Source organism: Cereibacter johrii, assembly GCF_001720585.1.
Taxonomy (GTDB): domain Bacteria; phylum Pseudomonadota; class Alphaproteobacteria; order Rhodobacterales; family Rhodobacteraceae; genus Cereibacter_A; species Cereibacter_A johrii.
Window position 1 is genome coordinate 1 of record NZ_MABH01000122.1, and the last position, 18955, is coordinate 18955.

11 protein-coding genes are annotated in these 18955 nt (G+C 68.5%); 6 read left to right on the forward strand and 5 right to left on the reverse strand.

What is annotated here, in order from left to right; translation table 11 throughout:
• From A9O63_RS09610 to A9O63_RS09620, 3 genes are all read right to left on the reverse strand, one after another.
• A partial coding sequence (locus A9O63_RS09610) for a glycosyltransferase family protein (RefSeq protein WP_069331731.1) occupies positions 1–1535 on the reverse strand: 1535 nt, incomplete at its 3' end.
• A 109-nt stretch (positions 1536–1644) separates the two neighbouring features.
• Positions 1645–2676, reverse strand: coding sequence for a UDP-glucuronic acid decarboxylase family protein (locus A9O63_RS09615; protein WP_069331732.1), 1032 nt, complete (start codon positions 2674–2676; stop codon positions 1645–1647).
• 45 nt (positions 2677–2721) lie between these two features.
• Complete coding sequence (locus tag A9O63_RS09620; protein WP_069331733.1) at positions 2722–4137, reverse strand: sugar transferase; 1416 nt, start codon at positions 4135–4137, stop codon at positions 2722–2724.
• A gap of 1015 nt (positions 4138–5152) precedes the next feature.
• On the opposite strand from A9O63_RS09620, the gene A9O63_RS09625 reads away from it, so the two are divergent.
• The 3 genes from A9O63_RS09625 (at position 5153) to A9O63_RS09635 (ending at position 11614) form a co-directional block, all read left to right on the forward strand.
• On the forward strand, positions 5153–6379 hold the full coding sequence (locus A9O63_RS09625) for a GTP-binding protein (RefSeq protein WP_069331734.1): 1227 nt from the start codon (positions 5153–5155) through the stop codon (positions 6377–6379).
• Between the two features lie 79 nt (positions 6380–6458).
• Positions 6459–10628 (forward strand): DUF4082 domain-containing protein, encoded by a 4170-nt coding sequence (locus A9O63_RS09630; RefSeq protein WP_069331735.1) that lies wholly within the window; start codon positions 6459–6461, stop codon positions 10626–10628.
• A 137-nt stretch (positions 10629–10765) separates the two neighbouring features.
• Positions 10766–11614: a DUF305 domain-containing protein gene (locus A9O63_RS09635; protein ID WP_069331736.1), complete on the forward strand. Its 849-nt coding sequence runs from the start codon at positions 10766–10768 to the stop codon at positions 11612–11614.
• Between the two features lie 7 nt (positions 11615–11621).
• Here A9O63_RS09635 and A9O63_RS09640 read toward each other — a convergent pair whose 3' ends face one another.
• Positions 11622–12116, reverse strand: coding sequence for a DUF4405 domain-containing protein (locus A9O63_RS09640; RefSeq protein WP_069331737.1), 495 nt, complete (start codon positions 12114–12116; stop codon positions 11622–11624).
• A gap of 633 nt (positions 12117–12749) precedes the next feature.
• Complete coding sequence (locus A9O63_RS09645; RefSeq protein WP_069331738.1) at positions 12750–13076, reverse strand: hypothetical protein; 327 nt, start codon at positions 13074–13076, stop codon at positions 12750–12752.
• A 505-nt stretch (positions 13077–13581) separates the two neighbouring features.
• On the opposite strand from A9O63_RS09645, the gene A9O63_RS09650 reads away from it, so the two are divergent.
• From A9O63_RS09650 to A9O63_RS09660, 3 genes are all read left to right on the forward strand, one after another.
• On the forward strand, positions 13582–15369 hold the full coding sequence (locus A9O63_RS09650) for an EAL domain-containing protein (RefSeq protein WP_069331739.1): 1788 nt from the start codon (positions 13582–13584) through the stop codon (positions 15367–15369).
• A 116-nt stretch (positions 15370–15485) separates the two neighbouring features.
• Positions 15486–17075: a methyl-accepting chemotaxis protein gene (locus tag A9O63_RS23630; RefSeq protein WP_069331740.1), complete on the forward strand. Its 1590-nt coding sequence runs from the start codon at positions 15486–15488 to the stop codon at positions 17073–17075.
• Between the two features lie 109 nt (positions 17076–17184).
• Complete coding sequence (locus A9O63_RS09660; RefSeq protein WP_069331741.1) at positions 17185–18930, forward strand: PhoX family protein; 1746 nt, start codon at positions 17185–17187, stop codon at positions 18928–18930.
• Positions 18931–18955 lie beyond the last annotated feature (25 nt).

The window sequence follows — 18955 nt, forward strand, 5'->3', positions numbered from 1 at the left end:
CGCCAGAGGGCGAAGGGCTCGGGCGGCAGATCCTGCACGCTCGGCCGGTCGGTTGGCAGGATACGGTCCAGCTCCGCCGGTTCGGGCAGGGCGCCGCCGCAGAGCCGGTCGAGCACCGCCCGCGCCCGGCGCAGTTCGCGATGCGCGAGCTGCGGATAGAAATCCGCCAGCGCCCGCGCGCGCCGGGGCTGCCCCGAGGCGGCCAGCGCCAGCAGGAACCAGGCCCAGTCCACCGGATCGGGATCGGCCGCGCCGTAATCCACCGTCGCCGCCTCGACGAGGCCTGCGAAGCGCCGCGCGCCCGCCGCGGCATGGCCCTCCATCAGGTCGCAGAGACCGAGGCCGAAATGCGCCTCGGGCAGGTAGCGCACATAGCGCAGCGCCTGCTCGTAGCCCGCGCGCGCGCGCACGAGGTCGTCGGCGGCCAGAGCTTCGGAGGCCTCGCGCAGCACGGCCCGATCGAGGCTGCGGGCCGTGGGGGTGAGGGTCTCGGCCGGGCGCGGCGCGGGCCGCAGCACCAGATCGCCGAAGGGCCCGAGCTGCGCGATCTCTTCGCCCGGGGCCCTGCGGCCCTGCAGCTCGAGCCACTGGCGGATCTGCGGCCGGTGCGCGAGCGTGTGGCGCGACTGGACGAGGTCGTAGCCCGCCTGCGTGATCCGCTCCAGCCGCTCGGGGTCGCCGAGGAGGCTGTCCACCACATCGAGCACATTGCCCGCATCGGCGAAGGCGCAATTCTCCATGTGCCGGAAGCCCGCGTCCTTCAGCCCGTCCGATTCCTCGCAGACGAGGCAGGCCCGCGCGCCGGGGATCTCGAAATGCTTGCGTACCACCTCGCGCGCCATCGTCCCGCAGGTGAGCGACAGGCGGCTGGCATTCAGCGCCCGCGCATAGCCCTCGCCCGACAGGGTGCGATGGGCGAGCCCGCTGCAATCGTCGAAGGCGGGCAGCACGAGGCAGGGGATCATGCGCGAGATCAGCGGGAAGACCTGCTGACGCCAGGGATATTGCTCGTGCGCCTTGCCCGACAGCATCACCGGCACCGTCTTCTCGATCCCGTAGTCGCGGAAGATCGCGGGGTTGATGAAGTTCGGCCAGACGAAGAGCTTCTCCTTCACCGTGGGCATGTATTCGGCGGCGGTGGTGGCGATGGCGAAGATCGTGTCGATCCCCCAGCCATCCATGTCCGACAGAAGGCCCGACCGGCAGTCCGACCAGCTGTCGGCATTGTGCAGGATGGCCTTGGGGATGTCGTCGCAGCCGCGCACGTTCGAGATCTGCGGGCGGCGCGAGACGAAGGTCTGAAAGCCGCTCTCGAAGAGGGCCATGTCGGGGCGGTAGCGGTCGCAGGCGGCGCGATAGTCGCAGTCGCGGTTCACCACGATCACCTCGAACTGCGTCGAGAGGCAGAGCACATGGTCGTTCATGTGCTTGATCATGTGCGCCGACAGGCCCGCATTCGGGCTGTGGTCCCACTGGAAGAACAGAAGCCGCGGCTTGCGCCCGGACGTGCCGATTGAGGTGGTTGCCAGATCCATCGTCCATCCCCGAAGCCCCTTCCGCGCCGCGCGCGGGCCGGGCCGATGCTGCCGAAACGCCCCCGCCGCGACCCGCCGGAGAGGCCGCGCCCCTCCGGCGGGCCGAGCCTCAGCGCAGCGCCTCGGAGGCGCCGTTGCGGGCGTGACCGTTCGCGACCATCGCCATCGACATCTCGGGGACGGCGCGTTTCTGCGTCCGGCTCAGCAGCTGGTCGAAATGCGCGATCGTGCGCTGCAGGCCCTCGAACAGCGGGATCTCGGGCTTCCAGCCCAGCGTCTCGGTGGCGCGGGTGATGTCGGGCTTGCGCTGCGTGGGATCGTCCTTCGGCAGCGGCAGATGCACGCCCCTGGAGCGCGAGCCGGTCAGCTCGATCACCAGCGTCGCCAGCTCGAGCATGGTGAACTCGCCCGGGTTGCCGAGGTTCACCGGCAGCTCGATCCCGTCCGGCGCATCCATCAGGGCGCGGAAGCCCCGGATCAGGTCGGTGACATAGCAGAAGGAGCGGGTCTGCGTGCCGTCGCCGTAGATCGTGATCGGCTTGCCGGTCAGCGCCTGGACGATGAAGTTCGAGACCACCCGTCCGTCGTTCGGATGCATCCGCGGCCCGTAGGTGTTGAAGATCCGGGCGATGCGGATGTTCACGCCATATTGGCGGTGATAGTCGAAGAACAGGGTCTCGGCGCAGCGCTTGCCCTCGTCGTAGCAGGAGCGCGGGCCGTTCGGATTCACATGGCCCCAGTAGCCTTCGGGCTGGGGATGGACCTTCGGATCGCCATAGACCTCGGAGGTCGAGGCCTGGAAGATCTTCGACTTGGTGCGCCGCGCGAGGTCGAGCAGGTTGATCGCCCCCATGACGCTGGTCTTCACCGTCTTCACAGGATCGACCTGGTAATGGATCGGCGAGGCCGGGCAGGCGAGGTTGAAGATCTCGTCGGCCTCGACATGCAGCGGCACGGTCACGTCGTGGCGCATGATCTCGAAGCTGGGATGGTCCCGGAGGTGGGCCACGTTTTCGCGGGAGCCGGTCTGGAAGCTGTCGACGCAGATGACCTCGTGGCCGTCGGCAAGCAGGCTCTCGCACAGGAAGGAGCCGAGAAAGCCGAGACCGCCCGTCACCAGAATGCGCTTGTGTTCATGCATCGGAATGAATCCTCCTTGAAGATCGCGTCGGTCCTGAAGCGGGGCTCAATAGGCGCCCCGCCCCCGGAAGACGGCTCTGAACGTGCTGAAAATGATCGACAGGTCGAACCAGAAGGACCGATTGTCGAGATAGTACCCGTCGATCTGCTCCTGCAGCGCGACATCGGCCTCGCTGCGCTCGGAGATCTGCCACAGGCCGGTCAGGCCCGGCACCACCGAGGCACGGCGCAGCCGGAAATCGGGGCGCATCGCCGCGAGGTGATAGTCGGGAAAGGGCCGCGGCCCGACCACGCTCATCTCGCCGCGGATGATGTTGAGCAGTTGCGGCAGCTCGTCGAGGCTCGACACCCGCAGGAAGCGGCCGACGAACGGCAGGATCCGCGGATCCTTGCGCAGCTTGAAGTTGGTCTGCCATTCCGCGCGCGCCGCCGGATCGCGTTCGAGCAGATCCTGAAGCATCCGCTCCGACTCGCGATACATCGTGCGCAGCTTCAGCATCGGGATCTTGCGGCCGTCCCGCCCCTCGCGCGGCTGGATGTAGAAGGCGGGGCCCGGATCGATGAAACGGATCGCGAGGGCCGCGGCCAGCACGACCGGCAGGACCACCACCGCGGCCGGCAGGGCCAGCGCGAGGTCAAGCGCCCGCTTGAGCAGGCGGACCGACGGGCCGTCCGAGGGCCGGCACAGCCGCAGGCCGAGCGAGCCGCCGTGATCGGCGGGCTGCAACCCCGAGAGCTGCAGCTTCGGCAGGTCGGAGACGAGCATGACCTCGGCATGACGCTGGCGCAGCTGATCGAGGCTCTCGGGCGGCGGCAGGGCATCGTCGGCCCAGAGCACCACCTGCGCCTCGTCGGCGCGCCGCACCGGCAAAAGCCCGTATCGCCGATTCTCCCCGAGGAACCGCTCGAGCGCCGCCGCGCGTTCGGGGCATCCGGTCACGCGCACGGGCAGGCCCCAGAGGCCCAGCCGCTCGAGCAGCGCCCGGCCGAGCCGCCCGGTGCAGAGCTGCATGAACTGGACGAGCAGGAAGGCCGCCAGCACCTCGGCAAGGGTGCCGGCGCTCGCCTCCATCAGGAGCCAGCCGCTCGAGACGGCAACGAGCGCCCCCCCGCCCCAGGCCTGCACCGACCGGCGGAGCGCCGCATCGGAATGCAGGCCATAGCCGGGATAGAGGCCGCCGAGCGCCTTGAGGGCGATCTGAACCAGCACGGCCTGCAGGAGCAGGGGCGCAAAGGCCGCATCGGGCGCGAAAGGCGGTCCGGCCCAGCTCAGGCCCTGCGCCACCGCGACCAGCGGCGCCGCGTCGAAAAGCAGGAGCGTGGCCCCCGAGACGAGCTTGCGGCGCGACAGCGCCTCCGTCCGTCCCGCAGCCGGTCCCTGCGGCACCGGCTCGAAGCCGGACAGATCGCCCAGCGCGCCGCCCGCAGGCGCGGTGCCGAGTGGCGAAAGATTGGCATTCATGCTTCCGGACCCCGGTCAGCGCCCCGGTGGCAGCGAACGGAAAGGCATTCGCCGGTGAATGAACAGGCCTTCGAAACGCATTCCGCGAGGGACATTCTCTGACCTCAAAATGACACCAAACAACTCGATGCCCGGGATCGTATGCCACTTCGGTAATTTCGCGGAACTTGAACAAACGACGAGCGTCCGGCGCGGATCTACTCCGAATTCCTTGCGTCTCTGGCCTTTTCGGCAAGGGGGGGACAGGGGATCCTCCGTTCCGTCGAAGCCTCTCGAAGGGGGCGGGTCATGCCCCGCCTTTCCTGTCCTTTCGGCGCATCCCCGCGCCTGCGCATCCGCATCGAGGGCTGCCGCAGCGGCCCGCCTCATCGGCCGCATGAGCCGGAACGCCCGGCCCGGAGGCTCGCTCACGGGCCGCCCGTGCGGGGCGGCAGCGAAAGCGCCAAGCCTATGGCGGGCGCGCGGCCGCGCTTATCGCCCGATCGGATGAAGAAGCGACCGCGGCCGGACGGATCGGGCGATTCCCTTCGGGGTGGCTCCGAAAGACTTACCCCCCTTCCCCCGATCATATGGTCTGGCCGTCACAAGGTCCGACTTGCGCGATCGGGTGCTCCGGCGCGAAATTCATCAGAGCGGGAATCCGAGGGAGGCGTTTTTACATTATCATGGCGATTTTCGATCCCATCGGGTCCGCGTGACAATCTTTTTCCGTCCGCCACTCCCTCTCCTGCGGCGACTCCGGGCCCTGCGGCCCATGCCTGGGGGATGACGCAAAAGGATCCGCCACGGGCCCCTGCCCGGACCGGATCCTGACGCGCCCCCCGCCCGCAGATCCCGGACGGCACCCAATCGAACCCGCCGACCCGGCATGTCCGGGCGGGCGAAGCACCTGTTTCTGCTGATCCCTGAGCCTTGTTGCATCCTGCGCGCGCCTTCGAGCGTGCGACCCGAAGAAGCGGCAATCGCGGCCGTCGGATGGTCCGAAGGCGCGCAAGCCACGAAAAGGACCTGACGTATGAGTTCCGATCCCGCCCGTTCCGGCAGACTGCCCACCGCGATCCTCTCGGGCTTTCTGGGTGCGGGAAAGACGACCCTGCTCAACCACCTGCTGCGCAACCGCAGCGGCCTGCGCGTGGCCGTGATCGTGAACGACATGTCCGAGATCTGCATCGACGCCGAGCTCGTGGCCTCGGGCGGCGCCTCGCTCAGCCACACCGAGGAAGAGCTGGTCGAGATGTCGAACGGCTGCATCTGCTGCACGCTGCGCGACGATCTGCTGCGCGAGGTGCGCCGTCTGGCGCTCGAGGGGCGCTTCGACTACCTGCTGATCGAGGCGACCGGCATCTCCGAGCCGCTGCCCATCGCCGCCACCTTCGAATTCTGCGACGGCGCCGAATCGAGCCTGAGCGACGTGGCGCGGCTCGATGCGATGGTCACGGTGGTCGATGCGGTCAATCTCACGCAGGATTACCTGAGCCGCGACCTGCTGCGGGACCGCGGCGAGGTCCGCGGCACGGACGACCAGCGCACGCTGGTCGAACTGCTGGTGGACCAGATCGAATTCGCCGACATCGTGATCCTCAACAAGACCCGCACGGCGGGCCCCGAGCGCACCGCGGCGGCGCGGCGCATCGTGCGGGCGCTCAATCCCGACGCCAAGCTGATCGAGACCGAACAGAGCGAGGTCGACCCGCGCGAGATCCTCGACACCGGCCTCTTCGATCCGGCCCGTGCGCGCAGCCATCCGCGCTGGCTGCAGGAGCTTTACGGCTTCGCGGCCCACAAGCCCGAGGATCAGGAATATGGCATCACCTCCTTCTGCTTTCGCGCGCGGGCGCCGTTCGACGGCAAGCGCATCCGGGAGGTGCTGACGGGCGACCTGCCGGGCGTGATCCGGGCGAAGGGGCATTTCTGGACGGCCGATCACCCCGACAGGGTGCTCCAGTTCAGCCAGGCGGGCAGCCTGCGCACCATCGCGCAGAGCGGCCGCTGGTGGGCCGCCACGCCCCGCAGCGACTGGCCGGCCGATCAGCGCGTGATCGAGCGCATCGCGCGGCACTGGCGCCCGCCCTACGGCGACCGGCGTCAGGAGCTCGTGTTCATCGGCACCCGCGAGATGGACTACGGCCGGATCTACCCGCTGATCGACGCCTGCCTGCTGCGGAGCACCCCGATGCGCCCGCCGGCCATGCCGGCCGCGGCGCGGACGGGGCTCGCGGTTCAGGAAGCCGGGCGGGACTAGCGGATCGGAACAGGGCAGCCGGCGCGCCCCGAGCGCCGGATCGAGCTGTTGCGCGGTATTTGTTCAGGGATCTACGGACATGACAGACAATGCGATCGTCGTCGAGAACGCCCGGACCGACGGGGTGATGCCGAAGTCCTACTGGGATGTCGAGCATTCGACCTTCATCGAAGGGTTCGCCACCGACATCAGCGTGAATGCCGGCCAGCGGATCGACTTCAAGATCAACGTCAACGACGAGGCGGGCAGCGACTACAAGGTCGAGGTCTTCCGGCTCGGCTATTACGGCGGAGAGGGCGCGCGGAAGGTGGCCGAATGGGTCAATACCGACGCCAAGGTGCAGGATCAGGCGACCTACAATCCGACGCTCGGGCTGGTGGATGCGGGCAACTGGTCGGTGACCGACAGCTGGCTCACGCCGACCGATGCGGTGTCCGGGGTCTATATCGCGCGCGTCCAGCGGCTCGATGCCTCGGGCAACCCGATCGCGGGCGAGGTCAACCAGATCCCCTTCATCCTGCGCGAGGATGACCGTGCCTCGGACATCGTGCTCCAGACGTCGGACACGACGTGGCAGGCCTACAATGGCTGGGGCGGCAACAACGGCCAGATCGGCGCCAACCTCTATGGCGACGTCAGCGGCACGATCGACCATCCGGACATCCCCGGCGCCAGCTCCTACGAGCCCGACCGGGCCTATGCGGTCAGCTACAACCGCCCGCTCATCACGCGCGGCCTCGACGGCCAACAGGGCGGGGTCGCGGCCGGGGCGCAGGATTACCTGTTCGGCGCCGATTATGCGGCGATCTACTGGCTGGAGAAGAACGGCTACGACGTCTCCTACATGTCGGGCGTGGATACCGACCGGCTCGGCGCCGACTATCTGAAGAAATATCAGGCCTTCATCTCGGTCGGGCACGACGAGTACTGGTCGGGCGGCCAGAGGGCGAATGTCGAGGAGGCCCGCGACGACGGCGTGAACCTGCTCTTCTGGGGCGGCAACGACGTCTACTGGAAGACGCGCTACGAGGCGAGCGCGATCGACGGCGTCGATTACCGCACCCTCGTCTGCTACAAGGAGACGACGGCGGTCGCCGACCCGACGGCGGGGCCGGAAGACTATTACAACCTCGATCCGACCGACATCTGGACCGGCACCTGGCGCGACACCCGCTTCCACGGCAACCCGCTGGCGGGAGGCGGCCTGCCCGACGACTTCCTCTCGGGCCAGTGCCCGACCTGCAACTGCGCCGAGAACTCGCTCACCGGCCAGCTGTTCGGGCCCGACGGCACCGGCGAATTCGGCGGCGCGCTGGATGTGACCGGCGAATATGCGCAGCTCCGGGTGTGGCGCGACACCACCATCGCGAATGGCGGCGCGCTCGATATCGCTCCGGGCCTCCTCGGCTACGAATGGAACACCTCGCCCGACGACTACAACCGGCCGGCCGGGCTGGTGCATCTGTCCGAGACGACCATTCCCTGGGGCGCGATCCTGACCGATCAGGGCAACACCACCGCGCCGGGCATCGCCACGCACAATCTCTCTCTCTACCGCGCCGAGAGCGGCGCGCTCGTCTTCGGGGCCGGCACGGTGTTCTGGACCTGGGCGCTCAGCAACCTGCACGACGGCGAGCCCTACAACGCGCAGATCGAGAACCGCGACCTGCAGCAGTTCGTCGTGAACATGTTCGCCGACATGGGCATCCAGCCCGGCGTGGCCGATGCGGTGCTGGCCTCGCAGGGGCTCCTGCGCGCGCTGGCCTCGGCCGACGCGGCCCCCGCGACGGCCCTCATCAACGACCTGCCCGACACGCTGCCCGCGCTCGAGACCGTCACGATCACCGGCACCGCCACCGACGACGACGGCAATCCGCTGACCCAGGACGGCCGGGTGGCGCTGGTCGAGGTTTCTCTCGACGGCGGCACGACCTGGACGGCCGCGCAGGGCACGACGAACTGGAGCTTCAGCTGGACGCCGACCCGCCAGGGGGTCTTCGACATCCGGGTGCGTGCCTTCGACGATACCCTGAACCTGCCGGTGGCGGTGACGCTCGACCGCGAGACCGTCGAGATCACCGCGCCCGTGGTGCCCCCCGAGGTGAGCCTCTTCGACCCGTTCGTGACCTTCAACGGCCAGTCCCACAACGACAACATGGCGCTGGAGCTGGGGACGCGCTTCACGGCGCTGCAGACGGGCTCGGTCACCGAGCTGCGCTATTACCGCGCGGCCTCGGATGCGACCGACACGGATACGCGGACCGGGCATCTGTGGCGCGCGGACGGCACGCTGCTGGCGACCGTGACCTTCGTCTCGACACCGGGTCAGACGGGCTGGCAGACGGCGGAGCTGTCATCGCCGATCACGCTGGCGGCGGGGCAGAGCTATGTCGTCTCCTACACGACGCAGGACAATTACGTCGGCACGAGCGGCTTCTTCTCGACCGCCTATGTCGATCCCTACGGCATCTTGAGCGCCGGGGCGGGCACCGGCGGCGTGTTCGCTCTCGGCTCGAACATCTTCCCCAGCACGAGCTATCAGGGGACGAGCTACTGGGTGGACATCACCTTCGCCCCGCAACCGGCGGGAACCGGCTTGCCGGTCTTCGCCGGGCCCTCGGCCTTCTCGGTGGCCGAGAACGACCTTTATGTGGGCACGGTCGCCGCCACCGACCCGCAGGGCCAGCCGATCAGCTACGCCATCGCCGGCGGGGCGGATGCCGGTCTGTTCAGCATCGACGCGAAGACGGGGGCGCTGCATTTCCGCTTCCCCGCCAATCACGAGCTGCCCACCGACGCGGATGGCAACAACATCTTCCAGTTCCGCGTGACGGCCACGGACCTGACCGGAGAGGTCGCCACGCGCGACTTTTCGGTGACCCTCACCGACCTGGTCGATGAGTCCCTCCATCCGTCGCTTCTCTTCGGCCCGACGGATGCTCCCGCCGCCACGATCACCGACGACCCGACCGACTATGAGCTCGGGATGCGGTTCCAGGCCTCGAGCAGCGGCGAGATCACGAGCCTGCGCTATTTCCGGGGCGCCGCCGATGCCGGCGACACGGACACGCGCACCCTCCATCTGTGGAGTGCGACGGGTGTCCTGCTCGCCTCGGTCGAGGTGACTTCGGGGGCGGGCCAGTCCGGATGGCAGACCGGCACGCTTGCCGCGCCCATCCAGATCGAGGCGGGCCAGACCTATGTGGTCTCCTACGGCACGACGCAGAACTATGTCGCGACGCAGAATTACTTCACGTCGAACCGTGTCGGCGCCGACGGCGCCCTGACCGGCCTCGGCGGGACGGGCAACGGGGTCTACCACGCCGGCGGGACCGGGATCTTCCCGACCTCGAGCTATCTGAACACGAACTACTGGGTGGATGTGGTCTTCGAGCCGGGCAGCAACGGCACGACCAACAGCGCGCCCACCTTCACCAGCGCCGCCACCGTCTCGGCCCCCGAGAACCAGACCGTCGCGGTCGATCTTTCGGCGGCGGATGCCGATGGCGACAGCTTCGTCTTCGCCATCGCCGGCGGAGCGGATGCCGCGAAGTTCGCGATCGATCCGAACACGGGCCTTCTCACCTTCCTGACCGCCCCCGATTACGAGGCGCCGACGGATGCCGATGGCAACAATGCCTATCAGGTGACGGTCTCGGTGTCGGACGGGATGAGCCCGGCCACGTCGCAGGGTCTGACCGTGAACGTGACCGATGCGGCCGAGCCGGGCGGCACCGTCTGGAACCTGTTCGGGGCGGCCGCCGGGCCGGACCAGATCGTGACCTTCGACAGCGACGACTACGAGCTCGGAACGAAGTTCGTCTCGAACGAAGCGGGGCTCGTCACCAGCCTCCGCTACTTCCGGGGCGCGGCCGATGCGCAGGACACCGATGTGCGCACGCTCAACCTCTGGAGCGCGACCGGCACCAAGCTCGCCACGGTCACGGTGACATCGGCGCCCGGCCAGACCGGCTGGCAGACGGGGACGCTCGACACGCCCTTCCAGATCCAGGCGGGCCAGACCTATGTGATCTCCTATGGCACGACGCAGAACTACGCCTTCAGCGGCGGCTTCTTCGACACGGACTGGATCGGGCCCGGCGGCCATCTGACCGCGCCCGGCGGCCCCGTGGCGAACGGCGTCTTCCACGTCGGCAGCACCGGGCTCTTCCCCGAACAGAGCTTCAACGATGCGAACTACTGGGTGGATCTGACCGTCACGCCGCTCGACCCGGGGCTGCTCGTCTGAGAGGCGGTCTCCGGCGTCCGCGCCTTCCCCCGGGCCGGACGCCGGAGCGCGGCAGGGAACCCCCGCGGATGCCGCGGGTTGCCGTGGCCGATGCAGCGCGTGCCCCGGTCTGCCGGGCCGCTCTCGGGGGAAAGCCCATGTCCTACATCCGCTTCGGCCTGATGATCCTGACCTCGATGCTGGTCATGTTCGGGCTGATGTATCTCAACACCTACGCGCTCGAGCATGTGTTCCTTTCCGAGACGCGCGCCTACATGACGCTGCTCATGGGCGCGGCCATGGCGATCATCATGCTGGGCTTCATGTGGGGCATGTATCGCAACCGCGCCCTGAACATCGCGATCCTCGCAGGCTCCGCCATCCTCTTCGCACTGTCGCTCTGGCTGGTCCGCAGCCAGAGCACCGTCGACGGGCAGAGCTACATGCGCGCGATGATCCCGCACCATTCCATCGCCATCCTGACGTCCGAGCGCGCGGACATGCGCGACCCGAGGGTGCGGAAGCTGGCCCAGGACATCATCGACGCACAGCAGCGCGAGATCGCCGAAATGCGCTATCTGGTGGCCGAGGTGGCGGCCGGACGCACGGTGGAGAGCATCTACAGCGATCCGCCCGCGCATGTGGGCGATCTGGCAGAGGCCCTTTCGACCGTGCGGATCGCCGAGCTCGATCCGGCGCCGGTGCCGCGCCCCGAGGCGGTGGGCGTGCTGCCCGGCGAGGAGGACTGTACCTTCCGCCGGACCGCAGCCTCGGATCCGATCCTGTGGACCGCGGAAACGGCGGGGGTGATGAAGCTCAACGGCATCCTCGTGCCGCTCGAGAAGCTGGCCGCGACCGAAGGACAGGCCTACGCCACCCCCGGCGTCTCCATGCGCGTGCGCAGGCTCGGCGACGAGGGCGGCCTGCGGGCCAATGCCGAGCTCATCTTCGCGCTGGATCAGGGCCCGACCGTCGGCTACCGCGGTTTCTGGCACTGCGGGGCGTGAGGGCCGCTCAGGGCCCGACGAGCGCCGCGATGGCGGCCATTTCCGGCTTGCCCGAGGCCCGGATGGCATCCGACAGCGGCTCATCGGCGTCTGCCACCGCGATCCCGGCAGCCCCGAGCCGCGCCGTCAGCTCGTCGGGCGTCACGCCAAGCAGCGGCGCCACATCGGCGGCCGGATTCTCGAGGATGCGGTGCGAGAAGGCGAAGGGCGGCGGTCCCCCGCGCCCGGCCGGCCCGGACAGAAGCAGGAACGGGGCAGCCATGGCCAGCGACAGGACGAGCGCGATCGCCATGGGCGCGCGCTTGAAATAGGTGGTCAGGCTCCGCCAGTTCTTCCAGAGATGCAGGACGAACGGCACGATCAGGAGCAGGCTGAGCCACTCGTGCATGGCATGGAAGCCCGACGGCCCCACATGCAGGAAGAGCGCCAGTCCCGAGACGAGAGAGACGATGAACAGGCCGGTGATGAAGGGGGTGGCGTAGCGTCCGAGTAGAGAGGACATGGCTGGCTCCTGCCGTGCTGGCGCCCCGGAGGGCGGGTTCCGCCGCCCGGCCGAAGCCCGGGCGGTCTGTTCCCGCTGATACGCGCCGGGCAGCGGCAACCGTCGCCGCAGGGCGGCCCCGCCCCTGCGACATGCGACCGCGCCCCCGGGCCGAAGGGACGCGGGCCAGATCCACAAGAGCGGGGGCGAACGGTGGCCTGTCTCGCGAGACGGACCGAGTGGCAGGCCGTCTGGCTCTGGAACGCGCTGACGGCGCGACAGGTGCCGATCATCTGCCTCGATGCTGCCTCGATGCCCGGCACGCCGCTTGGAGCACAGCAAGATCGGCTCTGGACTGCGCGACCAGCGAGCCAGCCGGGACACTGCCGGATGTCTCAGGTCTGCCCTGCCTGACGGCAGGACGAGGAGGCGCCGGAGCCCACGGCTCTATCCGGCACCACCGCCCTCGCAGGACTTCTTGTGACGTTCGGAGGACAACCTCACCGGCGCCGGCGCGCAGCCATGGTCTTCATGAAAGCGTACCTGCGGCGCTTCCCGGGACGAGGGCTGTCCGGTCTCGGCCGACCGCTCCTCCCTTCACCCGTTTCGGGCAAGAGGAGGTCGGCCGGACCTGCAACCTCGCCGATCCGGGGCTCAGGCGGCTCCTTCCTGCGGCGTCGCGTCCTTGGCCTTGCCTGCGGCAGTGTCGGCGGCCTCCGATGCGCTTGCCTCCTGCGCCGGCGTGCTGCTTGTATTGTCGGCAGCCGGAACCTCAGGAGCGGGTGACGCCGGCTCCGCCGCGGGCGCGGCATCGGTGTTGTGAGAGGCGACAAAAGCCCGCATGAACCGACGCAGTTCCCGCGCCGCACTCGTATCGAGGCTGTTGCAGAGCGCGACGAACGCATCCCGCTCGCCCTTGTCGACCCGGATGACGAGCTGGCTGCCCTTCTTGCCCGACTTTTCCTTCTTCCCTTTGCCCATGTGCCTTATCCCCTTCTGTATATTCATTGCATATACAATCCGTGCTACCCATGCAAGCCCATGGCGCTCCGCGGAGATGAAGCTGGACCTGCCGACCGATCCGAAGCGGGCGACGCGAGCGACGGAGCGGGATGGCCCCTCGAAGGACAGGCCGCGCCGGGAGAGGTCAGCAAGGGAGGGACGCGGTGCCCGCTGCTCTCGACTTTCGAATGCCGGGGATATCCTTCGTCTTCACCGCCGTTCCGTCATCAGAGCGTCATGTTCGCTGCTTAGGCGTGCGCATCCGAGGCGCAGCGCCCTGCCCGTCTCGTCCCTTCGCACAGAGCCTTTCGCGAATGCGCCAGAACAGACCGGGCCAGGCAGCGGCCCGCCATCCCGGAAGAAACCGGCCGCGTCCCACCGGAACGGACAGAACCACGCCGTCTCCTGCGGCGGTCGGACCCGGCTGCGGATCCCTCCCTCGCCCACGGCTCGTCATGACGCACGCCGTGGGAATGATGCAGACATGATGATCGACACCGTGTGGTTGAAGGATTTCGGCAGGCGGCGCGCCCTGGAGGAAGCCGAAGCCCGGCTTTCGATCGCGCTGCAACCGATCGTCGACGCTGCCTCGGGCAAGCCCATCGCGGCCGAGGCCCTGATGCGAGGGTTCGCCGACATGGGCTTTGCCAGCCCCAATGCCCTGCTGGATCATGCCTTCTCGCTCGACCAGCTGCTCGACCTCGACCTGCTGCTTCTGGGCAAGGCCCTCGCCATCCATGCCCGCGTGCCTGCGGCCGAGCGACCGCTGCTGTTCGTCAACCTCGACGGGCGCAACCTTCCGCATTGGCGGGCGATCAGCGACTTTCTTCGGACAGGCTGCGAGCTGGGCGGCCTGCATCCGTTCGACATCTGCATCGAACTGTCCGAGGCCCACCAGCCCCTTCCGCTGGACGAGCTGGAACGGGCCGTCGACACCTTCCGCAGGACCGGCTTCCAGATCGCGCTGGACGACTTCGGCAACGGCACCTCCGGGCTCCAGATGCTCTATCAGACGAGCCCGGATTTCCTGAAGATCGACAGGTTCTTCATCGGCTCGATGCCGGATGACCCGAAGAAGCGGCGGCTGGTCAGCACCATCGTCGATCTGGCGCACACGCTGGGAAGCCGCGTCATCGCCGAGGGGATCGAGACGCCGGAGGAACTTGCCTGCTGCCGCGACGTGGGCTGCGACCTGATCCAAGGCTTCCTGATCGGCCGTCCCTCGACGGATCCGGCCACGGTCAGCACCGACCTCTCGCCGAGGATCGAGGCGCTTGCCCTGTCGGCTCCGCATCCCGAGGATCAGGTGATGAGCCGCCTTCTCGAGGAGGTGGCCGTGCTGTCCTGCGAGGATTCGCTGCGGGATCTGTTCGATCTGGCGGCCGCCAACCCGGCCCAGACTGTCTTTCCGGTGATCGACCGCCGGGGCATCCCGGTCGGTGCCGTGCGCGAAAGGGACTTCAAGGCGCTGCTTCACTCGCGCTACGGCCGGGACCTTGCCTGCAACACGTCGCTGCGGTTGCGCGTCATGGACTATGCGCGGCCGATCGCGACGGTGGAATGCACGATGCCGCTCGCGCCGCGGCTCGAACTGATCGCCGAGCGCGCGGGCGATGGGGTCGTGGTCACCAGCGGGCTGCGCTACCGCGGCTTCCTGTCGTCCACCTCGCTTCTTCGCCTGTCGAACGCGATCCGCCTGCGACAGGCTGCAGCCCAGAACCCGCTGACCCATCTTCCGGGCAATGACGCGATCCGCGGATTTCTCGAGCGCTGCGTGGCCGAGCCGGGCGCCCCGCGGCTTGCCGCCTATCTCGACATCGACAACTTCAAGCCCTTCAACGACAAGTACGGTTTCGAGGTCGGCGACCGGGCGCTGATGATGCTGGCGACCATCCTGAAATCGCTCGAGCGCGATCACGGTCTCTTCGTCGGCCACATCGGCGGAGACGATTTCTTCATCGGCGCCGAGGGCAACGCCAGCGCTCAGGCGCAGAAGATCCTGAGCACGATCGGCGCCCGCTTCCGCCACGTTGCGGAGAGCCTCTACGACGAGGCCGATCGCGCGGCGGGCTTCATGTCGGGGCGGGCCCGCGACGGCTCGCCGCGGCAGTTCCCGCTGATGTCCTGCACCGTCGCGATGCTGCGGATCGGCGCGGCGGACCGGCCGCAGGGCACGCTGGACATCACCGCGCGCCTGACCGCGACCAAGGCCGATGCGCGGCGGAGAGGCCTGCCTGTCGCCATCGCCGATCTGACGGCAGGAGATCGTTAACTCGTGGAAGCGTCACATAAACTTGCGCCGAACCCGTGGTGGAACGGACATCCGCCATCGTCTACCGCAAGGGAGAACCTGCGGTCGCTCCTCGCCCCCCGTTACCGAGACATGACATGCGCCTGACCCTGAAGACCCGGCTTTCGATCACCTTCCTGCTGCTCGTGGCCTTCGTTGCCGGCACCGGCGGGCTCGCGCTCGTCGAGATGCGGCGGATGAACGCGCAGAACGCGCAGGTTGTGTCGCGGAATGTGGAACATCTGGTGCAGGCCGAGGATCTGGCCTGGATCCAGCAGAAGATCCAGACGCTGATCCGGAATTACCTTCTGATCGAGGACAAGGCGCAGCGGCGCGAGATCAAGGCCCGGCTCAAGGCGCTACGCGCCGAGCAGGAGGCCTTGGTCGCGAAGGCCTCGGAAAGCGCGGACGACGGCCGGCGCGCCATGCTCGAGGACTATGTCCAGCTGAAGAACGAGATCGAACGGGTCAACGGCAAGGTGATGGAGGTGCTGCTCTTCGGCAGCGCATCGAAGGCCGGCGCCCTGCTCGTCGGAGAGGGCGATGCCGCAGCCGACAGGATGGAGGCGCTGCTTGCGGCGGCCATCGCGGCCGAGCGCAAGGAGATGGCCGCGGCCACCGCGCGGTCGGAGGAGGGCTTCCGCGCCTCGGCCCGGATGATCCTGCTGACGGGCCTTGTCGCGGCGCTCACCGGGGGGCTGGCGGCGCTCTGGATCCTCTCGACGATCTCGCGCGGGCTGGGCACGGCGGTCTCGCTGAGCCGCCGCGTGGCGGATGGCGACCTGAGCCGGACCGTGCCCTGCTCCGGCCGCCACGAGATCGACGACCTGCTCGAGAACCTGAACCGCATGGTCACGAACCTGCGCGGCGTCGCCGAGGAGGTCTCGGACAACATGGGAACCATCGCTGCGGGATCGGCCCGGATGGCGGAGACCTCGGGAAGCCTCAGTGAAACCGCCGAGGATCAGGCGGGGGCGACGCAGAAGGCCGCGGCCGCCATGGAGCAGATGGTGGCCACCATCGCCCGGACGGCCGAGGATGCGCGGACGACCGAGCGGACGGCACGCGGCACCGCCGCCGCCGCGGTCGAAAGCGGCGAGGCGGTGGCCGCGACCGCCAAAGTGATGCGGTCCATCGCCGAGCGGGTGGCGCTCGTGCAGGAAATCGCGCGCCAGACCGATCTTCTCGCCCTGAACGCCGCGGTGGAGGCGGCACGGGCCGGCGAGCAGGGCCGGGGGTTCGCGGTGGTCGCGACCGAGGTGCGGACGCTCGCCGAGCGGAGCCAGCGCGCGGCCGAAGAGATCACGCGCCTTGCCGGGCAATCGGTGGCGACGGCCGAGGATGCGAACCGGCGTCTGCGCGCGCTCGTGCCCGAAATCGAGGCAGCGGCCGACAGCTTCTCCGCCATTTCGGCCGCCAACGACGAAATGTCGCAGGGCGCCGCGCAGATGAGCGACTTCGTGCGCCGGATCGATGCTGCCGCCCGCTCGACGACCGAGGCCTCGGAAGAGGTGTCGGCCACGGCGCGGACCCTGGCCACCAATGCCGCGATGCTCAGGCGCATCATCGGCTTCTTCCGCACGGTGGAGGCGACGTCGCCCGCGCCCGAGCGTCCGGCTTCCGCGCGGGACGGGCGTTGCCTCGCATCGGATCCTCCCGCGGCCGTCCCCCTTCCGGCCGCCGCCTGAGGCTGGCCGCGCCGGCCCCCGGCGCGTCGCCTCGCCCGGTTCCTGTCACATCGATGATGCAGAAGCGGGTGTAAGGCCAGCGCGACATCAACCGGGACAGGAGACCTCCATGACCCTGCGCAGCCAGCTTCTCGCAGCCAGCGCCCTGATAGCCGCCCCCATCCTCGCCCAGGCCGGCGAGATCGCCTTCGCCCCCGTGCCCTTCGCCGCCGACGATGCGGCCAAGCGTGCGGTTCTGGCGTCAGAGCGCGTCACCATCGACGGCAAGGAACATGCGATCGGCTTCACCACGCTCGCCCGCTCGGGCGACCGGATCGGCGATGCCGTCTTTGCGGCCCTCACCGACCGCCACGGACAGGTGGTGAGATCCGAGGACGGCTCGGAACATGTCTCGGTCGACGCCGACTTCACCTCGCTCCTGCGCGTGGGCGGCAAGCTCTTCTCGGTGACGCATTTCGAATCCCGGCCGGGCGCGATGTATGTCAGCGAACTGAAGCAAGACGCCTCCGGCAAGCTGACGCCCGTCTCGACGAAGCCGGTGGATTTCTCGGAATTCGGCGGGGTCTGGGTGCCCTGCGCGGGCTCTGTCACGCCGTGGGAGACGCATCTGGGATCCGAGGAATATCCGGCCGATGCGCGCGAGATCGAGGAGGCGACCGCTCTCGAGCAGATCGACGACTACGATTTCCCGATGGTGCGTTACGAAGGCGTGGATCCCGCGACCATGACGCTCGAGCAGTTCCGGGAGGCCTACAATCCCTACCGCTACGGCTTCCCGAACGAGGTGACGGTGGCCGAGGACGGCACGGCCAAGGCCACCAAGCATTTCGCGATGGGCCGCGTGGCGGTGGAACTCGCCAAGGTGATGCCGGACCGCAAGACCGCCTATATCTCGGACGACGGCACCAACGTGGGCCTCTTCATGTTCGTGGCCGACCGCGAGGGCGACCTCTCGGCGGGCACGCTTTACGCCGCGAAATGGGTGCAGACCTCGGACGAGGGCGCGGGTGCCGCGACGCTGGACTGGATCGACCTCGGCCATGCCGACAATGCGACGATCCGGACCGCCATCGAGAAGGGCGTGAAGTTCTCGGACATCTTCGAGACCGCCGCGATGGCCGAGGACGGCACCTGCCCCGAAGGGTTCCTGTCGTCGAACGCCGAGGACCGGGCGGAATGCCTGAAGGTCAGGCCGGGGATGGAGGCCGTGGCCTCGCGGCTGGAGACGCGCCGCTATGCCTCGATGCTGGGCGCCACCACCGAGTTCCGCAAGATGGAGGGCATCGCCCACGACCCGGACCATGGCAAGCTCTACCTCGCCATGTCCGAGGTCTCGAAGGGGATGGAGGCCGGCGCGAAGCAGGACAGGGGCGGACGCGACGACATCCGGCTGGCCAAGAACGCCTGCGGCGCCGTCTATGAACTGCCGCTGGGAGAGGACTTCCGCGCGACGGCGATGAAGGCGGTGGTGGCGGGCAAGCCCACCGACTATGCCGCCGACTCGCCCTACGCTGGCAACATGTGCGACGTGGACGGGATCGCGAACCCCGACAACATCACCTACATTCCCGGCTACGACACGCTGATCGTCGGCGAGGACACCGGCGAGGGCCATCAGAACGATGCGGTCTGGGCGATGAACCTCGGGGACGGCACGCTCACGCGGATCTTCTCGACGCCCTACGGGTCCGAAAGCACCTCGGTCTACTGGTATCCCGACATCGGCGGCCATGGCTATCTGACGGCGGTCGTGCAGCATCCCTACGGCGAATCCGACGAGGACAAGCTGGCGGACGCTGCCGACGCCCGCGCCTATGTGGGCTACATCGGCCCCTTCCCGGCGATGGGCAAGTAAGCGCCGTAGCACCCCCCTCCCGTGC